The 19,640-nt window shown below is 73.1% G+C and carries 16 protein-coding genes; 8 read left to right on the top strand and 8 right to left on the bottom strand.

Annotation, left to right across the window (positions count from 1 at the left end):
* Positions 1-3 precede the first annotated feature (3 nt).
* The 5 genes from ACFYP3_RS29030 to ACFYP3_RS29010 all read left to right on the top strand — a co-directional run bounded on the left by ACFYP3_RS29030 (position 4) and on the right by ACFYP3_RS29010 (position 6,013).
* Positions 4-216, top strand: coding sequence for an MbtH family protein (locus ACFYP3_RS29030; RefSeq protein WP_388838645.1), 213 nt, complete (start codon positions 4-6; stop codon positions 214-216).
* Between the two features lie 38 nt (positions 217-254).
* Positions 255-1,835 (top strand): amidohydrolase, encoded by a 1,581-nt coding sequence (locus ACFYP3_RS29025; RefSeq protein ID WP_388838641.1) that lies wholly within the window; start codon positions 255-257, stop codon positions 1,833-1,835.
* Positions 1,836-2,244: 409 nt separating this feature from the next.
* Positions 2,245-3,657 (top strand): family 2B encapsulin nanocompartment shell protein, encoded by a 1,413-nt coding sequence (locus ACFYP3_RS29020; protein WP_388838637.1) that lies wholly within the window; start codon positions 2,245-2,247, stop codon positions 3,655-3,657.
* Positions 3,658-3,761: 104 nt separating this feature from the next.
* The gene (locus tag ACFYP3_RS29015) at positions 3,762-5,099 is read left to right on the top strand and encodes a family 2 encapsulin nanocompartment cargo protein terpene cyclase (RefSeq protein ID WP_388838634.1); all 1,338 of its coding nucleotides are present in this window, start codon (positions 3,762-3,764) and stop codon (positions 5,097-5,099) included.
* A gap of 14 nt (positions 5,100-5,113) precedes the next feature.
* The gene (locus ACFYP3_RS29010; protein ID WP_388838632.1) at positions 5,114-6,013 is read left to right on the top strand and encodes a geranyl diphosphate 2-C-methyltransferase; all 900 of its coding nucleotides are present in this window, start codon (positions 5,114-5,116) and stop codon (positions 6,011-6,013) included.
* Positions 6,014-6,085: 72 nt separating this feature from the next.
* Here the strand turns inward: ACFYP3_RS29010 and ACFYP3_RS29005 are convergent, their stop codons facing one another.
* Positions 6,086-7,675 (bottom strand): FAD-binding oxidoreductase, encoded by a 1,590-nt coding sequence (locus ACFYP3_RS29005; RefSeq protein WP_388838629.1) that lies wholly within the window; start codon positions 7,673-7,675, stop codon positions 6,086-6,088.
* A gap of 63 nt (positions 7,676-7,738) precedes the next feature.
* On the opposite strand from ACFYP3_RS29005, the gene ACFYP3_RS29000 reads away from it, so the two are divergent.
* Positions 7,739-8,386: a TetR/AcrR family transcriptional regulator gene (locus ACFYP3_RS29000; RefSeq protein WP_388838626.1), complete on the top strand. Its 648-nt coding sequence runs from the start codon at positions 7,739-7,741 to the stop codon at positions 8,384-8,386.
* Here ACFYP3_RS29000 and ACFYP3_RS28995 read toward each other — a convergent pair.
* Positions 8,355-8,822 carry a MarR family winged helix-turn-helix transcriptional regulator gene (locus ACFYP3_RS28995; protein WP_388838623.1) on the bottom strand — a complete coding sequence of 156 codons (468 nt, stop codon included), beginning with the start codon at positions 8,820-8,822 and terminating at the stop codon, positions 8,355-8,357. The two genes, ACFYP3_RS29000 and ACFYP3_RS28995, sit on opposite strands and share 32 nt — an antisense overlap.
* Positions 8,823-8,911: 89 nt before the next feature.
* Here ACFYP3_RS28995 and ACFYP3_RS28990 point away from each other — a divergent pair, with 89 nt between their 5' ends.
* Positions 8,912-9,778, top strand: a complete 867-nt coding sequence (locus ACFYP3_RS28990) for an SDR family NAD(P)-dependent oxidoreductase (RefSeq protein WP_388838621.1) — start codon at positions 8,912-8,914, stop codon at positions 9,776-9,778.
* A 462-nt stretch (positions 9,779-10,240) separates the two neighbouring features.
* On the opposite strand, the gene ACFYP3_RS28985 is transcribed toward ACFYP3_RS28990, so the two are convergent.
* Positions 10,241-10,660, bottom strand: a complete 420-nt coding sequence (locus ACFYP3_RS28985) for a hypothetical protein (RefSeq protein WP_388838618.1) — start codon at positions 10,658-10,660, stop codon at positions 10,241-10,243.
* A 300-nt stretch (positions 10,661-10,960) separates the two neighbouring features.
* On the opposite strand from ACFYP3_RS28985, the gene ACFYP3_RS28980 reads away from it, so the two are divergent.
* Positions 10,961-11,728: an NPP1 family protein gene (locus ACFYP3_RS28980; protein ID WP_388838615.1), complete on the top strand. Its 768-nt coding sequence runs from the start codon at positions 10,961-10,963 to the stop codon at positions 11,726-11,728.
* Between the two features lie 39 nt (positions 11,729-11,767).
* Here ACFYP3_RS28980 and ACFYP3_RS28975 read toward each other — a convergent pair whose 3' ends face one another.
* From ACFYP3_RS28975 to ACFYP3_RS28955, 5 genes are all read right to left on the bottom strand, one after another.
* Positions 11,768-12,904 (bottom strand): substrate-binding domain-containing protein, encoded by a 1,137-nt coding sequence (locus ACFYP3_RS28975; protein ID WP_388838612.1) that lies wholly within the window; start codon positions 12,902-12,904, stop codon positions 11,768-11,770.
* A gap of 34 nt (positions 12,905-12,938) precedes the next feature.
* On the bottom strand, positions 12,939-14,000 hold the full coding sequence (locus tag ACFYP3_RS28970; RefSeq protein ID WP_388838609.1) for an ABC transporter permease: 1,062 nt from the start codon (positions 13,998-14,000) through the stop codon (positions 12,939-12,941).
* Positions 13,997-15,550 (bottom strand): sugar ABC transporter ATP-binding protein, encoded by a 1,554-nt coding sequence (locus ACFYP3_RS28965; RefSeq protein WP_388838606.1) that lies wholly within the window; start codon positions 15,548-15,550, stop codon positions 13,997-13,999. Before ACFYP3_RS28965 ends, ACFYP3_RS28970 begins: the two co-directional genes overlap by 4 nt.
* A gap of 141 nt (positions 15,551-15,691) precedes the next feature.
* Positions 15,692-18,481, bottom strand: a complete 2,790-nt coding sequence (locus tag ACFYP3_RS28960) for a SpoIIE family protein phosphatase (RefSeq protein WP_388838602.1) — start codon at positions 18,479-18,481, stop codon at positions 15,692-15,694.
* Between the two features lie 87 nt (positions 18,482-18,568).
* On the bottom strand, positions 18,569-19,540 hold the full coding sequence (locus tag ACFYP3_RS28955) for a cyclase family protein (protein WP_388838599.1): 972 nt from the start codon (positions 19,538-19,540) through the stop codon (positions 18,569-18,571).
* Positions 19,541-19,640: the final 100 nt, after the last annotated feature.

Raw genomic sequence — 19,640 nt, 5'->3', positions numbered from 1 at the left:
ACCGTGAGCACCAACCCCTTCGACGATGCCGACGGCCGCTTCGTCGTCCTGGTGAACGACGAGGGCCAGCACTCGCTCTGGCCCTCCTTCGCCGAGGTGCCGGGCGGGTGGACGACCGTCTTCGAGGAGAACAGCCGAGGGGCCTGCCTGGAGTACATCGAGGCCAACTGGACCGACCTGCGCCCGCGTTCCCTCGTACGGTCCATGGACGCCTGACCCGCTCCGGCGACACCCCCAGGGGGAGGACACCGCCCGTGCTGTGCACCAAGCTCGTCAACGCCCGCTTCCTCACCATGGATCCCGGCCGTCCGGTCGCCCGTCAACTGGGCATCTGGCAGGGCCGGATCTTCGGCCTGGACGAGGCCGTCGCCGCCCTGCCCGCGCGCGAGGTGATCGACCTCCAGGGCGCCACGGTGCTCCCCGGGTTCATCGACGCCCACGTGCACCTGCCCTGGACCGGCTTCACCCAGAACACCACCAGCATCGCGGGCTGCACGCGCATCGACGACGCCCTCGCGATCGTGGCGGACGCCGTCGCACGGAAGAACTCGCCGGGTGCCTGGGTGAGCATCGTCGGCTACGACCAGCGGACGCTGGGGCGCCATCTCACGGCCGCCGAACTGGACACCGTCAGCCGGGGCCACAAGCTGTACGTGCTGCACGACTCCGGGCACGGCTGCGTCGTCAACACCGCCGTCCTCGACCTGCTCGCCGCCGACGTCCCGCACGAGAACGGCTTCCTCGCCGAGGGCGCGATGGGCGCAGCCCGCGCCCTGCGGCTGCCCTACTCCCAGGCGGAGGTGGCCGAGGCCATCGGACGCGCCGCCCGCACCTGCCTCGCCGAGGGCATCACCGCCTGCGCCGAGGCGGGCATCGGCGGCGCCCTCTTCGGCCACACCCCGGTCGAGCTCGGCGCCTACCAACTCGCCCGCGAGAAGGGCCTGCTGCCGCTACGGGTCCAGCTCATGGTCTCCGCCGACCGGCTGCGGCCGGCCGGCGCGCACGAGGCCGACGGCATACCCAAGGCCCTCGACCTCGGCCTGCGCACGGGCTTCGGCGACGACTGGCTCTCCGTGGGCGCCCTCAAGATCTTCACCGACGGCGGCATGATGGCCCGCACCGCCGCCCTGAGCGCCCCCTACGAAGGCCTGGACCACGCCGGCCAGTTGCAGGACGACCCCGAGGTGCTCGCCCAGTCGATCGTGGACGGCCACCTCGGCGGCTGGCAGCTCGCCGTCCACGCCATCGGCGACCGCGCGGCCGACGTGGCCCTCGACGCCCTGGAACGCGCCCAGCGCCTGCGCCCCCGCCCCGGCGCCCGCCACCGCATCGAGCACGCCGGCCTGATCCGCCCCGACCAGCTCCCGCGCATCGCCCGACTGGGCGTGAGCGCGGTCGTCCAACCGAGCTTCCTGCGCTGCTTCGGCGACGACTACGCGGCGATCATGGGCGCGGAGCGGGCGCCCTGGCTCTACCGCGGCAGGGGATTCCTCGACCACGGCATCACCCTGGTCGGCAGCTCCGACCGCCCGGTGACGGACGGCTCACCGCTGCGAGCCGTCCAGTTCATGGTCGAGCGCGCCTCCGCGTCCGGCCGGCTGATCGGCCCGGACGAGGGCCTCACCGTGGACGAGGCCCTGCACGCCTACACCGGCGCCGGGGCCTACGCCTGCCACTGGGAGGACCGGGCCGGCAGCCTCACCCCGCGCAAACGCGCCGACCTGGTCGTCCTCGGCGACGACCCGCGCAGCGTGGACGTCACCCGCATCGGAGACATCGAGGTCGTGGCGACCTACGTCGACGGCCGCGAGGCCGGAAAGCACCCCGCCGCGTGAGCGCAAGCCCCGCCTGCGGCCCCTCGGCCACCGGGAGTCCTCGCAGTCCCAGGGAAGGACGAGGCGACCGGGCGACGTCGTAGTCGAAGCCGTCGACGCGCTCGCGGACGTCGCCCACGAGACCCGTTCCGAGGCCCGGCTGCGTCCCGGCCCGCCCCCTTCGGGGACGGCGACGAACCGTGGTGGTCTGGACCAGGCTGGATCTCGTCGGTCGGGCGGACAAACGTGGTGTGGGTCAAGATCACTGCATCGAGGTAATGACGACGGCGTGTCAGGGTCCGCCGGTCGTACCCGCCGTTAGTGTTCCCCGGGATCTGGACGGATTCCCGAATATTCCTCCTCTATTTCCTCTTTCACCGGTGACGTGCAGGTGTGCCGATCGCCGCCCTTACGAAGGAGAGCCCGACCGATGACTGTCGACACGAGCCCGGAAGCGCAGCTGGAACCGACCCAGCAGTCCAGCCTGAGCACGGCCGCCGCCCGCAACCTTGCCAGCACGACCAAGTCCGCACCGCAGATGCAGGAGATCACCTCCCGGTGGCTGCTGCGGATGCTCCCCTGGGTCGAGACCAAGGGCGGCACCTACCGGGTCAACCGCCGGCTCAGTTACACCGTCGGCGACGGGCGGATCGAATTCATCCAGGACGGCGGCGACGTCCGGGTGATCCCCCGCGAGCTCGGCGAACTGGCCCTGCTGCGCGGCTTCGAGGACGAGGAGGTGCTGGCGGCGATCGCCGGCCGGTGCGTCCAGCGCGACTTCCGGGCCGGCGAGGTGCTCGTCGAGCGCGGCGCCCCCGCCGACCAGATCCACCTGATCGCCCACGGCCGGATCAAGCAGACCTCCGTCGGCAAGTACGGCGACGCGGTCGCCGTCGCCGTACTCGCCGACGGCGAGCAGTTCGGCGAGAACGCCCTGCTGGACGCCGACGCCACCTGGGACTACACCGCCACCGCCGAGACCCCCGGTACCCTGCTCACACTGTCCCGCGCCGAGTTCGCCGCCGTGCTGTCCGGGGCGCCGGGCCTCCAGGCCCACGTCCAGCGGTTCAGCTCGCTCCCGCACCAGCGGCAGAACAAGCACGGCGAGGCCGAGATCGCGATGTCGGCCGGCCACACGGGCGAGGCCGAACTGCCCGGTGCCTTCGTCGACTACGAGCTCAAGCCCCGCGAGTACGAGCTCTCCATCGCGCAGACCGTACTGCGGATCCACACCAGGGTCGCCGACCTCTACAACGGGCCGCACAACCAGACGGAGGAGCAGCTCAGGCTCACCATCGAGGCGCTGCGCGAGCGCCAGGAGCACGAGCTGATCAACAACCGGGAGTTCGGCCTGCTCCACAACGCCGCCTTCAAGCAGCGGATCCAGACCCACTCCGGCCCGCCCACCCCGGACGACCTCGACGAGCTGCTCTGCCGGCGCCGCGGCTCGAAGTTCTTCCTCGCCCACCCCCGGACGATCGCGGCCATCGGGCGCGAGTTCAACTCCCGCGGGCTCTACCCGGACCACGTCGACGTGGGCGGGCAGCAGGTCCCGGCCTGGCGCGGGGTCCCGATCCTGCCCTGCAACAAGATCCCGATCAGCAAGGAGAACACCAGCTCCGTGCTGGTCATGCGAACCGGCGAGGACAACCAGGGCGTCATCGGCCTGCGCCAGACCGGCCTGCCGGAGGAGTACGAGCCCGGCCTGTCGGTGCGCTTCATGGGCATCGACGAGAAGTCGATCATCTCCTACCTGGTCACCGCCTACTACTCGGCCGCGATCCTGGTGCCCGACGCACTCGGCGTGCTGGAGAACGTGCAGATCGCCCGCAGGCGCGACTAGACCGTCTCTTCACCCGTCACGGGGCCGGCCCGGCCCGCCCCGGGCCGGCCGAGCGTGCCCGGGGCCGGTCCGGGACAGCCCACCCACCCATCAAGGAGCCACGGATGCCCGAGCCCGGGCCTTCCCCCCTGCAGTCGAGCCTGCCTGCCGCCGCGGCCCGCTTCGGGGCCGACCTCTTCGCCAACGCCCTGGCCTCCGGGGGCGGGGCGGCCGGCGCGCTGGCCGCGGCGGCCACCGTGCCCGCGGAGGTCCCCGTACCAGCGCCCCTACCGGCACTCGGACACGTGCCCCCGGCAGGACCCGTATCCGACGGCGGGTCCGCCGCCGCGCGTCAGGTGAGCCCGGCCCTGGAGCGGATCCTGCGCGGACCCAGCGGGCTGGGCACGGCGAGCCTGCACCTGGCCGCCCGGTCCGAGGAGCCGCTCGCGTCCGCGGCGCCCGCGGCGCCCGAGGAGCCGGCGCCCGGCCATCCGATCCCCGGCCTCTACTACCACCCGGTCCCGGAGCCCGATCCCGTCCGGGTGGAGGAGGTCAGCCGCAGGATCAAGGACTGGGCGGTGGACGAGGTCGACCTGTACCCCGACGACTGGGAGGGCGAGTTCGACGGATTCTCCGTCGGGCGCTACATGGTCGCCTGCCATCCGGACGCCCCCGGCATCGAGCACCTGATGCTCGCCACCCGGCTGATGGTGGCCGAGAACGCGGTCGACGACTGCTACTGCGAGGACCACGGCGGCTCGCCCGTCGGCCTCGGCGGACGCCTCCTGCTGGCGCACACCGCTCTGGACCCCCTCCACACGACGAAGGAGTACCAGCCGGAGTGGGCGCAGTCGCTGCACTCGGACGCGCCGCGGCGCGCCTACCGCTCCGCCATGGAGTACTTCCTCCGGATGGCCACCCCCTCCCAGGCGGACCGGTTCCGGCACGACATGGCCCGTCTGCACCTGGGGTACCTCGCCGAGGCGGCGTGGGCCCAGACGGACCACGTGCCCGAGGTGTGGGAGTACCTGGCGATGCGCCAGTTCAACAACTTCCGCCCCTGCCCCACCATCACCGACGCCGTAGGCGGCTACGAACTGCCCGCGGACCTGCACGCGCAGCCCACCATGCAGCGGGTCATCGCGCTCGCGGGCAACGCCACCACGATCGTCAACGACCTGTACTCCTACACCAAGGAACTCGCCAGCCCCGGCCGGCACCTGAACCTGCCCGTGGTGATCGCCGAACGCGAGGACATGTCCGAGCAGGAGGCCTACCTGAAGGCGGTCGAGGTCCACAACGACCTCATGCACGAGTTCGAAGCCGAAGCCGCCGACCTGGCGGCCGCCTGTCCCGTGCCGAGCGTGTCGCGCTTCCTGCGGGGCGTGGCCGCGTGGGTCGACGGCAACCACTACTGGCACCAGACCAACACCTATCGCTACAGCCTGCCCGACTTCTGGTAAGGACGGACTTATCCGTGACTAGCACCGATCTCACCACCACCACCCCCGCCACATCCGCGGACCCTGCCGTGATCATCCCCTCCCCGGCGACGCCCTACCAGGGCGACATCGCCCGCTACTGGAACAACGAGGCCAGGCCCGTGAACCTGCGGCTCGGCGACGTCGACGGCCTTTACCACCACCACTACGGCATCGGCGACGTCGACCACGCGGCCCTCGGCGACGCCGGCGACAGCGAGTACGAGAAGAAGCTGGTCGCCGAGCTCCACCGGCTGGAGTCCGCGCAGGCCGAGGTCCTCCTGAACCACCTCGGACCCGTCGGGCGCGAGGACACCCTCGTCGACGCCGGCTGCGGCCGCGGCGGCTCCATGGTCATGGCCCACCAGCGCTTCGGATGCAAGGTCGAGGGCGTCACCCTGTCGGCCAAGCAGGCCGACTTCGCCAACCAGCGCGCCCGGGAACTCGGCATCGAGGACCACGTCCGCGCCCGCGTCTGCAACATGCTCAGCACGCCCTTCGAGACCGGGCAGGCCGCCGCCTCGTGGAACAACGAGTCGAGCATGTACGTCGACCTGCACGACCTCTTCGCCGAGCACTCCCGCGTCCTCGCGGTCGGCGGCCGCTACGTGACCATCACCGGCTGCTGGAACCCGCGGTACGGCCAGCCCTCGAAGTGGGTCTCGCAGATCAACGCCCACTTCGAGTGCAACATCCACTCCCGCCGCGAGTACCTGCGTGCGATGGCCGACAACCGTCTCGTACCGCAGGCCGTCATCGACCTGACGCCCGAGACGCTGCCCTACTGGGAGCTGCGGGCCACGTCCTCGCTGGTCACCGGCATCGAGGAGGCGTTCATCGAGTCCTACAAGGACGGTTCCTTCCAGTACGTGCTGATCGCCGCCGACCGCGTCTGACCGCGCGCGCCGGCCCGAGGGCCGGATCCGCCCCCCGGCGGACCCGGCCCCACCCGCCGCCCGCGGACCCGGTCAGTCCACGAGGACGCCCGGGTTGAGGATGCCGTGCGGGTCGAGCGCCCCCTTCGCGGCCCGCAGCGCGAGGGCGAAGGGCTCGGGGCGCTGGCGGTCGTAGTCCGGGCGGTGGTCCCGGCCCACGGCGTGGTGGTGGGTGATGGTGGCCCGGTGGCGGTGCAGGACCTCGCCCGCGACCGCCTTGAGGTCGTCCCACAGGGCGACCTCGTCGCCGGGCCGGCCGGCGGCGAGGACGGTGAAGTACGGGGCCGCGCCGTCCGGATACACGTGCGTCAGACGGCAGTTGACCGTCGCGGGGTGTCCGGTGGCCGTCAGCGCCGCCGCCGCGACCTCGGTGCGCACCGCGTCGATCAGGGCGGGGATCCGGTCCCAGGTGGCGGCCGTCTCGAAGGTCTCCGCGACGGCGCCCATCCTGGCCAGGCCGTCGCGCAGGTAGGGCATCCGCAGGAAGGCCGAACGCCAGGCGCCCACGGCCGAATCGCCGGACCCCTTCGTCGGCTCGGCGCGGCCGCCGTGCGAGCGGGCCAGGGCGACGGCCCGGTCGAGCCGGCCGGTCACCGGTTCGTCGGCGGACTCGAAACCGAGCACCAGGACCGCGCAGCCGTCGTGGGCCGCGCCCGACAGCGCGGCCTCACCGGCGTCCAGCAGCCGGCAGTTGGCGGGGGAGAGGTCCGACTGGGCGAGGGCGCGCACCGCCCGGAGCGCGTCGTGGAAGTCGGTGAAGGAGACCGCGGCGGAGGCCTTGTGGCGGGGGCGTTCCTGTACCCGCACCCATGCCTCGGTGATGATGCCGAGGGCCCCCTCGGAGCCCAGGAACAGGCGGTCGGGGGAGGGGCCGGCCCCGGAGGCGGGCAGCCGCCAGGATTCGCCGGTGCCGGCCGGGGTGACCACGCGCATCGACTGCACGAAGTCGTCGATGTGGGTACGGCCCGTGGCGTAGTGGCCGCCCGCGCGGGTGGCGAGCCAGCCCCCGAGGGTGGAGAACTCGAAGCTCTGCGGGAAGTGCCGCAGGGTGAGGCCGTGCGGCCGCAGCTGGTCCTCCAGGCTCGGTCCGAGGGTGCCCGCCTGGATGCGGGCGGACCGGCCCTCGGCGTCGACCTCCAGGACGCGGCCCATGGCGGTCAGGTCGAGGGAGAGCACCGCGCGGTGCTCGTCGCCGCGGTACTCCACGCCCCCGGTGACCGAGGAGCCCCCGCCGTACGGGACGACGGCGACCCGCCGCTCGCCGGCCCAGTCCAGCAGATCGGCCACGTCCCGGTCGTCCAGCGGGCGGGCGACCAGGTCGGGGACGCGGCCGGGCCGCCCGCGCAGGGCGCGCATCACGTCGCGGTACGCCTTGCCCATGGCGTGGGCGGCGCGGTCCGCGGGATCGGCGGTGACCAGCCGGGCGAGGCTCCGCGGCGGCCGCACGGCGGAGCTCCCGATGCCCAGGTCCCGCACCCGGGGCACGGGGAGCGGGCGGGCGAGCGTACCGGGCAGGAGTGCGCCCATCGCGGCGCATTCGGCGTCGTCGGGGTGGGCGTCGGCCCATCCCCAGCCCCACCAGGAGCGGGCGCGGGACGTCGGTTGCGCGGTGGTGCCGGTCATGGGGCACTCCAGGGATCGAGGTAATTTACCTAGCGGTAAATTACCTACTGATAATATCCGCTCATGGCAACCCCCTCAGCCCCGTCCTCGAAGGCCGGCACCAAAGGAGTCCCGCGGGAGCACCGCCGGCGGCAGATGCTGGAGGCCGCCACCGAGGAGTTCGGCACGCGCGGCTACGCGGCCGCGTCGCTCCCCGCGATCGCCGCGCGCGTGGGCGTCACCAAGACGCTGCTGCACCAGTACCTCGGGACCAAGGAGGAGCTGTACGTCGCCTGTCTGGCCCCGGTCGGGGACCGGCTGCTGGACGCGATCCGGACGGCGATGGCGCCGGACGGGACCGCGACGCACACGCCGCTGCGCGTGCTGCACGGGATCTTCGCCGCCCTGGAGGGGCAGCGGGAGGCGTGGTTCGTGCTGTACGACACCACGCTGCCGGCGGGCGGCGAGGCCGCCCGCCGGGCTTCGGAGTACCGGGCGGTCATCGACGGGCTCGCCGCCGGTGGCACCGCCGACCTGCTGCGCACGGCCGGATCCACCGACCCGCTCGACGCCGACGCGCTGAAGTACGTCTGGCGGGACCTGGTGGCCACCCTCGTGCGCTGGTGGGTCAAGCATCCGGAGCAGTCCCCGGAGGCCATGACCCGGCGCTGCGCCCGCCTCTTCGCGGCCGCGGGCCTCCTCAGTCCCGAAGGCGGCCCTTCTCGGCCTTGAGCTTGCGCCACACGGTCCCCAGCGCCTCCAGGTCCCGCTCGTCGAGGAGCTCGGTGAAGACCGGGGCCAGGGCTTCCCGCCGGGTGGCGTCCGCCTCGGCGAAGAGCGTGCGGCCGGCGTCGGTGAGGGAGACCTCCACCGAGCGGGCGTCACGTGCCGAGGGCGTGCGGGTCACCAGGCCCCGGGTCTGCAGGGCGTCCACCACCCGGGACACCTGGCTGCGGCTGAGCAGCGTGCTGTTGCCGAGGACGGAAGCGGGCACGGGCTCGGGGCTGGGCGCGAGCCACAGCATCACCTCGAACCAGGACACGGGGAGGCCGTGGGCCTTCACGAGGGCGCGGTCGACGCGGTCGGTCATCGTGGTGCCGGCCCAGACCAGCCCGTAGAAGGCGTAGTCGGCCGCCGGCATCTCGGCTTCGGTGAGCTTCTTCGGCATGTCGTCAGTCTAGAGGTTGCGTGCGCACGCACATAACTTTATAGTGTGTGTGCACGCACATAAATCACATGCCGTGAAAGGTGACCGCCATGTCGACCCTCCCCGCCACCCCCGACGCCTCCCTCCGTACCGTCCTGATCACCGGCACCTCTTCCGGGATCGGCCTGGAGGCCGCCATCGCCGCCGCCCGGGCCGGCTGGCGGACGGTCGCCACACTGCGTGACACCGGCAAGGCCGACGCCCTGCGCAAGGCGGCGGAAGAGGCGGGCGTCGAGCTCGACATCCGCCGGCTCGACGTCGTCGACGAGGACTCCGTCACCGCCGCCGTGAACGGCGTGATCGCCGACTACGGCCGCCTCGACGCGGTGGTGAACAACGCCGGCGCCGGACACGTCGGCACCCTCGAACTCGAAACCGTCGCCGACGTCCGCGAGGTCATGGAGGTCAACTTCTTCGGCGTGCTGAACGTCTCCAAGGCCGCGCTGCCGCACCTGCGGGCCACCGGCGGCCGCCTGATCACGGTCACCAGCGTCGGCGGCGTCATCGGCCAGCCGTTCAACGAGGCCTACTGCGCCGCGAAGTTCGCCGTCGAGGGCTACATGGAGAGCCTGGCCCCCGTCGCGGGTGCCGTCGGCGTGAGCGTGTCCGTCATCGAGCCGGGCGCCGTGGCCACCGAGTTCGTCAACAACATCGGGCTCGACATCGAAGGCCGGATCGCCGCGGCCGGCCCGTACGCCGACGCGCTGCGCCACTACGTCGAGCGCACGGTCGGCCAGTTCCTGGACGGCGCCCAGACCCCGGCCGGCGCGGCCGAGTCCGTGATGGAGGCGCTGACCGTCGAGCGGCCCGCGTTCCGCATCCAGACCTCGCAGTGGGCCCGCGACTTCACCGGCAACAAGCTCGCCGACCAGGACGGCTCGGCGGTCGTCGGCATGACGGGAACCTGGGTCGCCTGACCGGTCACGCACCGGCCGGGGCGCTCGACCTGTGCCGCGCGCGGAACGGGGTCATCATGGCGGGAGGATCGACGGCACCCTCCCGCGAGGGTGCGGCCGAGCGAGCCGGGAGGTGACTCGTACGCATGGACGAATCACGCAGGGCCTGGATCATGATCGGCGGCGTCGTCGCCGTCATCTTCCTGAACCTCCTCGCCATCGTCCTCATGAACACCGTGGGGCGCTGACCGTCCCTACCGGAGTTCGACGGTGGCCCCGAAGCCCATGAGGCGGCCGACGACCTCCTCGGCGCACGACCCGGCGGCCGACCCCTCCCGGCCAGGGCGCGCCGGGCCACCTGGAAGTCGCCGTCACGCCTCTCACACGGCTTCGAGCTCCGGCCCGCCAGGACGTCCAGCCAGGTGACGCCGCGGCCCCGCGACAGGAGCGGGGCGTCGGGGGCGCGGCCCACGAGCCGGAGCTCTACCGGCGCCGGGGCTTGCGGGGCTGGAAGAGCCGGGGAACCGCTGCGCAGGAGCCGTACGGCGTGTACCCCTCGGCGGCGGAGAGGGCGAAGGTGAACTGCCTCTGTCGTTCGTCCGACGGGCAGGGTCGCCCGCCCACGACGACGGCGTCGGACAGCACGTAGCGCCAGGAGTGCCCCTGCTCGCCGGCCCGCCCCTCGATCCACACGTCGCCGATCCGCCCGCCGTCCCTGCCGTCGACGGCGTCGCGGAGCAGGCCGAGCGGTGCGCACGAGAACAGCACCAGCTCCTCCCGGGGTGCGGCCGGCACCGGCGGTCCGGCGAACAGCCCTTCCGCATCGGCGCACTGCGCGAGCAGGTCGTATCCGCGAGCGTAGGGGTGGCTCCTGCCCTCCGGCCCGTGGTCCTTCTCCTCCACCAGGACGTACCGGAGCGGCGTGCCGCGCTCCCGGCTCCAGCGCTCGTGCCACGGGTTTCCATGGCGGGTTTCGCGTCGGAAAGGTGGTCGCGTGCCGCTGGACGAACCGTGTTCCGATGTCCTGACATTCCGTCAAATCCCTTTGCCCGTACAGCAGTCCAGCTCGGCTCGAAGCGGGGAAGAGGGGCTGTACGGACCCTTGCCGTGCCGCCCGCGGTTCGCGAATGATGCTCCGGGCGTGTCGGCCGAAGGCGGCCGCGCTCCGCCCGCCTCGTCGAGCCGACCGGTCAGGAGCCCGTTTTGCGGACGAACCGTCACATCCGGAGATCAACCGTGGTCGTCGGTGCAGCCCTCGCGCTGGTCGTCGGCATTCCCCAGGTGGCCTTCGCCGCCCCGCCCCCGGCGCTGCCCGGCCAGGCCGAGGCGATCGAGCGGACCTTCCAGCCCGCCTACGACTACGACACCGACGGCTGCTACCCGACCCCCGCCATAGGCCCGAGCGGAGAACTGAACGGCGGACTCAAACCCACCGGCGCCCTCAACGGCAACTGCCGGGACGCCTCGGACCTCCAGAACACCAACGGCTACTCGCGCTGGAAGTGCAACAACGGCTGGTGCGCCGTGGTCTACGCGCTCTACTTCGAGAAGGACCAGGCCCTCGCCGGCATCTCCCTCGGGGGCCACCGCCACGACTGGGAACACGTGGTGGTGTGGATCCAGAACGACGAGGCCAAGTACGTCGCGACCTCCGCCCACGGGGACTTCAACGTCCACGCCCGCGACCAGATCCGGTGGGACGGCACCCACCCCAAGATCGTCTACCACAAGGACGGGATCGGCACGCACTGCTTCCGCGCGGCGAACACCAACGACGAGCCGCCCGAGAACCACCGCGGCACCTGGCAGTTCCCCACGCTCGTCGGATGGTCGGGCTATCCCGCCACCCTGCGCGACAAGCTCAGCCAGGCCGATTTCGGCAGCGCGCACTTCGGCCTGAGGGACGACTCCTTCGCCTCCCACCTCGCCGAGGCCAAACCGGCGGGCATCCCCTTCGACCCCTACCAGTAGGCGGCGCCCGCGGCCCCCGGCTGCGGCCGGGGGCGTGCGTCACCTGCCCCAGATCCTCAGGTACCCCTCGCGGTAGCCGGACGGATCCCAGGACGTGGCGCCGTGGCTGTTGTCGGCCGTCGCGACGTGGACGGGGGCCACGTAGCCGCTGGCGGGCCGGCCGGCGAAGGCACGGTTGAACTCGTCGACGATCTGCCAGCCCTGCTGGGACAGCGGCTCGGGGACGGTGGCGGCCTGGAACTGCCCGCCGTTGATCCGCTGGAAGGCGGACGGGTCGCCGTCGCCCGCGCCGATGTTGAACGGCGGTCCGGCCCCCGGCTTTCCGGCCGCGCGCAGGGCCGGGGCCGCGTCCGCGAAGTAGAGGTCGTTGATGGCGACGGAGTGGGTCCAGTCGTCCTGGAAGCGGGAGACGAGGGAGGAGACCGCCTGCGGGGTACGGCCGGCGGCGTCCGGGATGGGGATGTTCTCGGTCGTCAGGAGGCGTACGCCGGAACAGGTGGCCAGCTCCTGCCGGATGAGCTCGGACTTGTTCTTGGCGAAGGGGATCGAGTCGTCGGTGAAGAGGACGACTCCGGCGTCGCCGCGGGACCGGGCGATGATCCAGTCCGCGCTGATCGCGGCCACGTCCTCCACCTTCGTGGTGACGTTGGTGAAGAGCGAGGGGTGTTCGCTCGGGCCGGGCGACCCGACCGCGTGCCAGCCCACGACCGGGATGTGCGCGGCCTCGGCACGCGCCATCTGCTGCGAGGTCAACCGGGGGTCGAAGCCGCCGATGACGATGCCCGAGGGCCGTAGCGTGATGGCCTGGCTGAGCGCCGCCTGGATGCCGGCGGGGGTGCCGTCCCCGTCGATCACCCGGAGCTTCCAGCCGATGGCCTTCGCGGCCTCCTCGACGCCCTTCGCGACGCCCGCGACGCCGGGGTTGGTCATGGTCTGCGCGACGTAGACGAGGGTCTTGCCGGACGCCGCCGGGGGCCCGCTCGTGGGGCCGTGCCAGGCGGCGTCGGAGTTCTCGGCCCGCCGGACGGCCGCCTCGGCCCTCGCGACGGTGGCGGAGCAGCCGGCCTCCGACGGCCCGGCGCCCCTCGACGGGCCGCTCCCGCAGCCGGTGACGAGGACCGAGGCCGCCGCCAGCAGGGCGGCGGCCGTGGGGAGGGTCTTGCGGTTCGGGTACACGGTGCTCCTGGCGCGGGTGCGCGTACGAGGGCTGCTACGGGTGGCTGTCCTGCGGGGGTGCGGCCGACGGCTCCGCGGGGGACCGGCGGGCCTCCGTGGCGCCGGTGCGCAGCCGGCGGCGGGCGGAGTAACCGGCGAGGCCGACGGCGATGAGCAGGGTGGCGCCGTTGAACAGCGGCGTGGCCCAGAACTGCGCGCCGAGCTGGCCGATGCCCGCGAGGCCGATGGCGAGGACGGCGACGGCCACGAGGGTGCCGAGGACGTTGGCGCGGCCGGGTTTGATCGTGGTGGCGCCGAGCAGGGCGCCGACGAAGGCGGGCAGCAGGTACTCCAGCCCGACGCTGGGGTTGCCGGTCTGCTGCTGCGCCGCGAGGAGGACCCCCGCGCAGCCGACGATCAGACCCGACGCGGTGAAGGCGTAGACGGAGTACCGGTGGGTGGGGATGCCGACGATGCCCGCGGCGCGCGGGTTGGAGCCGATGACGTACAGGTACCGGCCGAGCGGCAGCCGCTCCAGGACCACCCAGAGCACGGCCGCGAGGGCGAGGACGTAGAAGGCCGGAACCGGCAGGCCGAGGAACCGGGCGTCGTAGAGGCCGGTGAAGGCGGCCGGCAGGCCGTCCGGACCGGGGACGATCCGGCCGCCGTCGGTGATCCAGCCGGTGAAGGCGTACATGATGCTGCCGGTGCCGAGCGTGGCGATGAACGAGTCGATCTGCCCGAACTCGACGATGAGGCCGTTGACCGCGCCCGACACCGCCCCTCCGAGGATCACCACGAGGCAGGCGAGGGGCCAGGGCCGGCCTTCGTTGACGACGAGCTGCATCACCAGCACGTGCGCCAGGCCGAGACCGTAGCCGATCGACAGGTCGAACTTGCCGGCGGCGATCGGGACCGTCGCACCGAGCGCCAGGAGGGCGGGGATCGACTGGTTGGAGAGGATCGAGGAGATGTTGTCCCGGGTGGGAAAGGTGCCCGGCAGGGTGACGGAGAAGACCAGGAAGAGCAGGACGGCGAGGGCCGGCAGGCCGTAGCCGCCGACGAGGTGCCCGCGGAGGTGGCCCAGCAGGGGCCGGGGCGAGGGGGATCGGGTCATCGGCTCGTCGCGGTCCCGGTGATCGGGGGCATGGCCGAGGCGGTCCGGGTGAGTTCGGTGACGGTGAGGGACGCACCGGTCAGTTCGGCGCTCACGGTCCCGCGGACGAACACCAGCGCGCGGTGGCACACGTCCGCGACCTCCTCGAAATCGGTGGAGATGAGCAGGACCGCCAGGCCCGAGGCCAGCGCGTCGTCGAGCAGCCGGTGGATCACTGCCTTGGCGCCGACGTCCACGCTGGCGGTCGGCTCTTCGAGGACGAGCAGGCGCAGGTTCCCGCGAAGCCACCGGCCGACCATCACCTTCTGCTGGTTGCCGCCGGACAGGGTGGCGATCGGCACCTCGCTGTCGCGGGGGTGCACCGAGAAGCGGTCGATCAGGGCGGTCGCCTCGGCGCGCTCGCCCCGGGGAGCGGTCCAGCGCAGCGCCGGGACACCGGCCGCCCGGGGGTTCGCCAGGAAGTTCTCCCGAACGGTCAGTTCGGCGGCGCAGCCCTCCTCCTGACGGTTGCCCGCCACGAAGCCGACGCCGGAGTCGAGGGCGGCGGACACCCGGCGGGGGCGGTACGGCCGGCCGTCGAGCAGCGCCCGCCCGCCGAGCATCGGCCGGGCGCCGGCGAGGGCGCGGCCCAGGTCCATGTGGCCGGCGCCGGTGAGGCCCACCATGCCGAGGATCTCACCGGCCCGCAGGTCCAGGCTGACCGGTCCGGCGTACGCGGTCCGCACGCGGTCGAGGCTCAGCAGGGGCGGGCCGGCGGCGGACCGGGGCGCGGTCGGCGCGTGGGCGGCCGGTTCGTGGCCCACGATGGCGCGCACCAGCCGGGCGGGCCCGAAACCGGCGAGGGGACCGCGTTCGACCAGGCGGCCGTCGCGCAGGACGGCGAAGGTGTCCGCGACCTCGTACACCTCGTCGAGGCGGTGGCTGACGTAGAGGATGCCGTGCCCGCGGTCGCGCAGGGCGTGCAGGACCGCGAACAGCCGGGCGCAGTCCGCGGCGGGGAGGGTGGCGGTCGGCTCGTCCAGCACGATGAGCTCGGCCTCGGTCGCCAGGGCGCGGGCGATGGCGACGAGCGAGCGCTCGGCGGGGGCGAGGTCGGCGATGCGGGCGTCGGCGTCCAGGTGCCCGGCGACGATCCTCAGGGCCTCGTCGCAGCGTTCGCGGGTGCGCCGCCAGGAGATCAGTCCGCGCCGGCGCGGGTAGCCGGCGCCCAGGGCGATGTTCTCGGCCACCGTCATCCACGCGACGAGACCGAGGTCCTGGTGGATGAAGGACATGGTCCGCGCGGCGGCGGGGGAGCCGAGCGGGTGGCCGGCCACGGTCACCTCGCCCTCGTCGGCGTGGTGGACCCCGGCGAGGACCTTGATGAGGGTGGACTTGCCGGCGCCGTTGGGGCCGAGCAGGGCGAGGACGCTGCCCCGGTGGACGTCGAGGTCGACCGCGGCCAGGGCCACCGTGCCGCCGAACCGCTTGCCGAGACCGCGGACACGGACGAGGGGTTCGCCACCGGGGAGAGGGGGCGGGCTCATCGAGGTGTCGGGAGCGTCATGCACAGTCTTCTCCGGGGGTCGGCCTCCGGGTTCTTCCCGACTGCATGGGGAATTCTATGCCGATCTGACCGCGTATGTCCGGCATTGAACCCGCCGGGATGTGCCCGTCGTGGGCGCCGCCGTCCCGCCGCCGTCCCGCCGCCGTCACGCCGCGGTCAGGGCGCACTCGGCCCAGATGACCTTGCCCTCCGTGGTGTAGCGGGTACCCCTGGCCTGGGAGAGCTGGGCGACGAGGAACAGGCCGCGGCCGCCCTCGTCGGTGCCGGCGGCGCGGCGCATGCGCGGGGCGGTGCTGCTCGCGTCGTACACCTCGCAGATCAGGGTGCGGTCGAGGATGAGGCGTACCCGGATGGGTGCGGTGCCGTAGCGGACGGCGTTGGTGACCAGCTCGCTGAGCAGCAGTTCCGTGGCGAACGCGGACTCCTGCAGCCCCCACCGGTCCAACTGGCCCACGGCGGCGGCGCGGACCTCGCCGACCAGGGCCGGGTCGGCGGCCAGGTCCCAGGAGGCGATCCGGTCGGGGGACACGGCGTTCGTGCGGGCGACGAGGAGGGCGATGTCGTCACCGGGGTGCTCGGGCGCCACGGCGTCGAGCACCGCCTGGCAGGTCTCCTCGGGGGTGCGGTCCGGGTGCGCCAGCGCTCCGAGGAGCTCGTCCAGGGCCACGTCGAGGTCGCGATGGCGGTCGCCGACGAGCCCGTCGGTGTAGAGGACGAGCCGGCTGTGCTCGGGGAGGCGCATCTCGGCCGACTCGAAGGGCAGACCGCCCAGGCCGAGCGGGGGTCCCGCGGGCAGTTCGAGGAGCGTGGCGGTGCCGTCCGGGTGGACCAGCGCGGGCGGCGGGTGGCCTGCCCGCGCCATGGTGCACCGCCGCGAGGTGGGGTCGTAGACGGCGTACAGGAAGGTGGCTCCGACGATGCCGCTGCCGAGCGCCGGGTTGTCCCCGCCCTCCTCGCGGTCGAGACGCACCATCAGGTTGTCGAGGTGGGTGAGGAGTTCGTCGGGGGCCAGTTCCAGTTCGGCGAAGTTGCGGGCGGCGGTGCGCAGCCGGCCCATCGTGGCCGCGGCGTGCAGGCCGTGGCCGACGACGTCGCCGACGAGGAGCGCGACGCGGGCCCCGGACAGGGGGATCACGTCGAACCAGTCGCCGCCCACTCCGGACTCGGCGGGCAGATAGCGGTGGGCGACCTCCACGGCGTCCTGGTCGGGGAGGCCGCGCGGGAGCAGACTGCGCTGCAGGGCGAGGGCGAGGGTGTGCTCGCGCGTGTAGCGGCGGGCGTTGTCGATGCAGAGGGCGGCGCGGGCGCCGAGCTCCTTGGCCAGGGAGAGGTCGTCGTCCCCGTAGGGGGCCGGGTCCTGCGAACGGTAGAAGCTGGCGATGCCCAGGAGGACGCCGCGCGCGAAGAGGGGGACGGTGATGAGCGAGTGGATGTTGTGCGCGAGGAGCAGCTCGGCGTGCTCGGGATCCTGGGCGATCCAGCCGAAGGCGGCCTTCAGATCGGGTTCCAGCACGGGCTGACCGGTGGTCAGGGAGCGCACGTGGGGCGTGGTCGGGCGCAGGGTGAGCTGCTCGCCCACCGGGTAGAAGGGGCAGTCCTCGCGGATCCCGTGGACCACCGTGCGCCGCATCTCGGTGGTGGGGCGGGCGGATTCCTCGCCGCGCAGGACGCCCTCGGGCATGTCGATGGTGACGAAGTCGGCCAGTCGCGGGACGGCTGTCTCGGCGAGCTCCCAGGCGGTGCGGTCCACGTCCAGGGTGGTGCCGATGCGGTTGCCGGCCTCGGCCAGCAGCTCCAGGCGGCGCCGCGCGGCGACGGCGTACTTGCCCACCTCGGGCTCGCCCACCAGCACCAGCCCGCGGACCATGACGCCCGCCGCGTCCTCGGAGCCGGCCGCGGCTGCCGTCCCGGGTGCGCCGGACGTGCCGGGCGTGCGGGCGGTCGTCGACGGCGTACGGGGCGTGGCGCGGGACAGGGGGCCGGGCGGCGGGCCGGTGGGGGCGGGGGCGGGGGCGTGCCGCTCGTCCTCGTCGGGAAGGAGCGCCTCGATCACGATGCCCTCCACCCCGGAGGGGCTCGTCACGGGGCGGCTGACGAGCGTCACCCACCGGTCGCGGGAGAGCGGCACTTCGGCGGCCCCCCACTGGGCCGAGGACATCAGCTCGGTGGCCTTCTCCTTGAGCGTCATCTGGTCGCTCTGCTCCAGCTCGCTCTGGAGCAGCTCGGACATGGAGAGCGCGGAGCCGCCGCCGTCGTGGTCCTCGGCTCCGGTCCGGCTCGCGGCCTCGAGATAGGCGTGCAGCAGGCCGCGCTCACGCGCCGAACTCTGCTCCATCAGCCGCCTTTCGATGGCGTCGGCCGCCTTGCGCACCACCGGGACCAGGGCCGGGTCCGCGTCGGTGTAGGGATAGCCGAGGCACAGGACGCCCTCGATGTGCCCGCTGAGCTGGTCGCGCAGCGGGATCGCCGTGCAGGCGCTCGACTGGGACCGTTCGGCGAAGTGCTCGGCGCCGAAGACCTGGCAGAGCCGCCGTTCCGCGAGGGTGAGGCCGATGCCGTTCGTACCGGCGAACTGCTCGGCGAAGACGAAGCCCGGGACGGTCTGGATCGGGGAGAGGTGCTTGACCATGGACTTCTCGCCGAAACGGCGTTCGAGGACGGTGCCGTACCCGTCGGCGAGGCTGATGTTCATCCGGCTGCCCGCGAAGACGGACTCCAGTCGGTCCAGTACGGGCCGTGCGGCGCGGACGAGCCGGCCCTCGGGGTCGAAGTCCTGCGTGAACGGAAGCTCGGACTGGTCGGGCGAGAGGCCCAGCAGCCGGCTGCGCAGCCACGAGTGCAGGATCGGCCCCCGCACGCTCCCCTCGACCGATTCGCCGTGCAGGAACCGGTCACGGGGACGCGCCGGCCCGATGCGGTCTTCCACCACCCCCATCTGCACCACTTCCCTCGGCCCAGGGCCCTCGGTGTCCATGTCGGTGCTCAGAATGGTCAGATTTGAGTATATTCCTCGGGCTCGTCCTCACAGGATCGCGACGGGATTGACGGGCGAACCCGTCCCGCCCGGAACGTTCAGCGGCGTCACGACGAGCATGAAGGCGTATCGGCCCGCTTCCGCGCACGCGGCGGACAGCGGTTCCAGATCGAGGTTGTCCAGCAGCGGCACCCCCATCGCCGTCACGGCCAGCGCGTGCACGGGGGAGTGCAGCCCCTCGACGGGCGACGGGCGCACGTCGCTGTCCCCGTCGCCCCCGAGCAGCGCGATGGCGCGCTCGGCCAGCAGCGGTACGGCGTCCACGTGCCAGCCCGCGCTCGCTTCGCCGGGGTCCCAGGGGCCCTCCTCCCGCCGGCGGAGGAAGGCACCAGAGCGCAGCAGCACCGCGTCGCCGTCCCCGATCGTCACCCCGAGCGCCTCCTCGGCGCCGAGGAGGTCCCGCGCGCGCACCGCCCGCCCGGGATCGAGCCACGCGGTCCCGAGGACGGCCGGCAGGTCGATCAGTACGCCCCTGGTGACCAGCGGGCCGAGCGCCGACACCGCGCCGAAGCGGGCGCCCGCGGCGTCGACGGACTCGCTCGCCGCACGGCCGTCGTACAGTTGCCCCCGGTAGGCGACGTGTGACAGCGCGTCGAGGTGGCTGACGCCCTTGCCGTGGTAGTCCACGGCCAGGAAGTCCTTGTAGACGGAGGGCTCCGGGGCCTCCACGTCGCCGAGGTCGGACATGTGGTGCAGGGCGGGCTTCGCGTTGTCCGGACCGGGCCGGGTGTCCCAGGGCCGGGCCATCGGGACGACCGTCCCGGACCGGACCAGGGCGGCGGCCCGCCGCACGTGGTCCGCCGTCACCCCGTTCCAGGCGCCGCGGTCGGCCGCCGCCCACCGGCCCCACGTGCGGACCTGCTCGAAGAGCGCGTCGAACTCCCGGCGGGAGACGGCGGGCCCGTTGCCGGGAGCGGCGGCCGGCCGGGAGCCGGGGGCGTCGGCGGGGTCGTGGCTCATGCGCGCATCAGCGCTCCAGGGTCCGTAGGGCTGTCGCCCCAGGATCGCCCGCCGGCCCCGGTACGCGAGAGGACGCGCGGGCCCGCCCCGGATCCGGTCG

The organism is Streptomyces sp. NPDC005533 (genome assembly GCF_042871845.1).
Lineage (GTDB): Bacteria > Actinomycetota > Actinomycetes > Streptomycetales > Streptomycetaceae > Streptomyces.
This window is presented reverse-complemented; position numbering and strand designations above follow the sequence as displayed.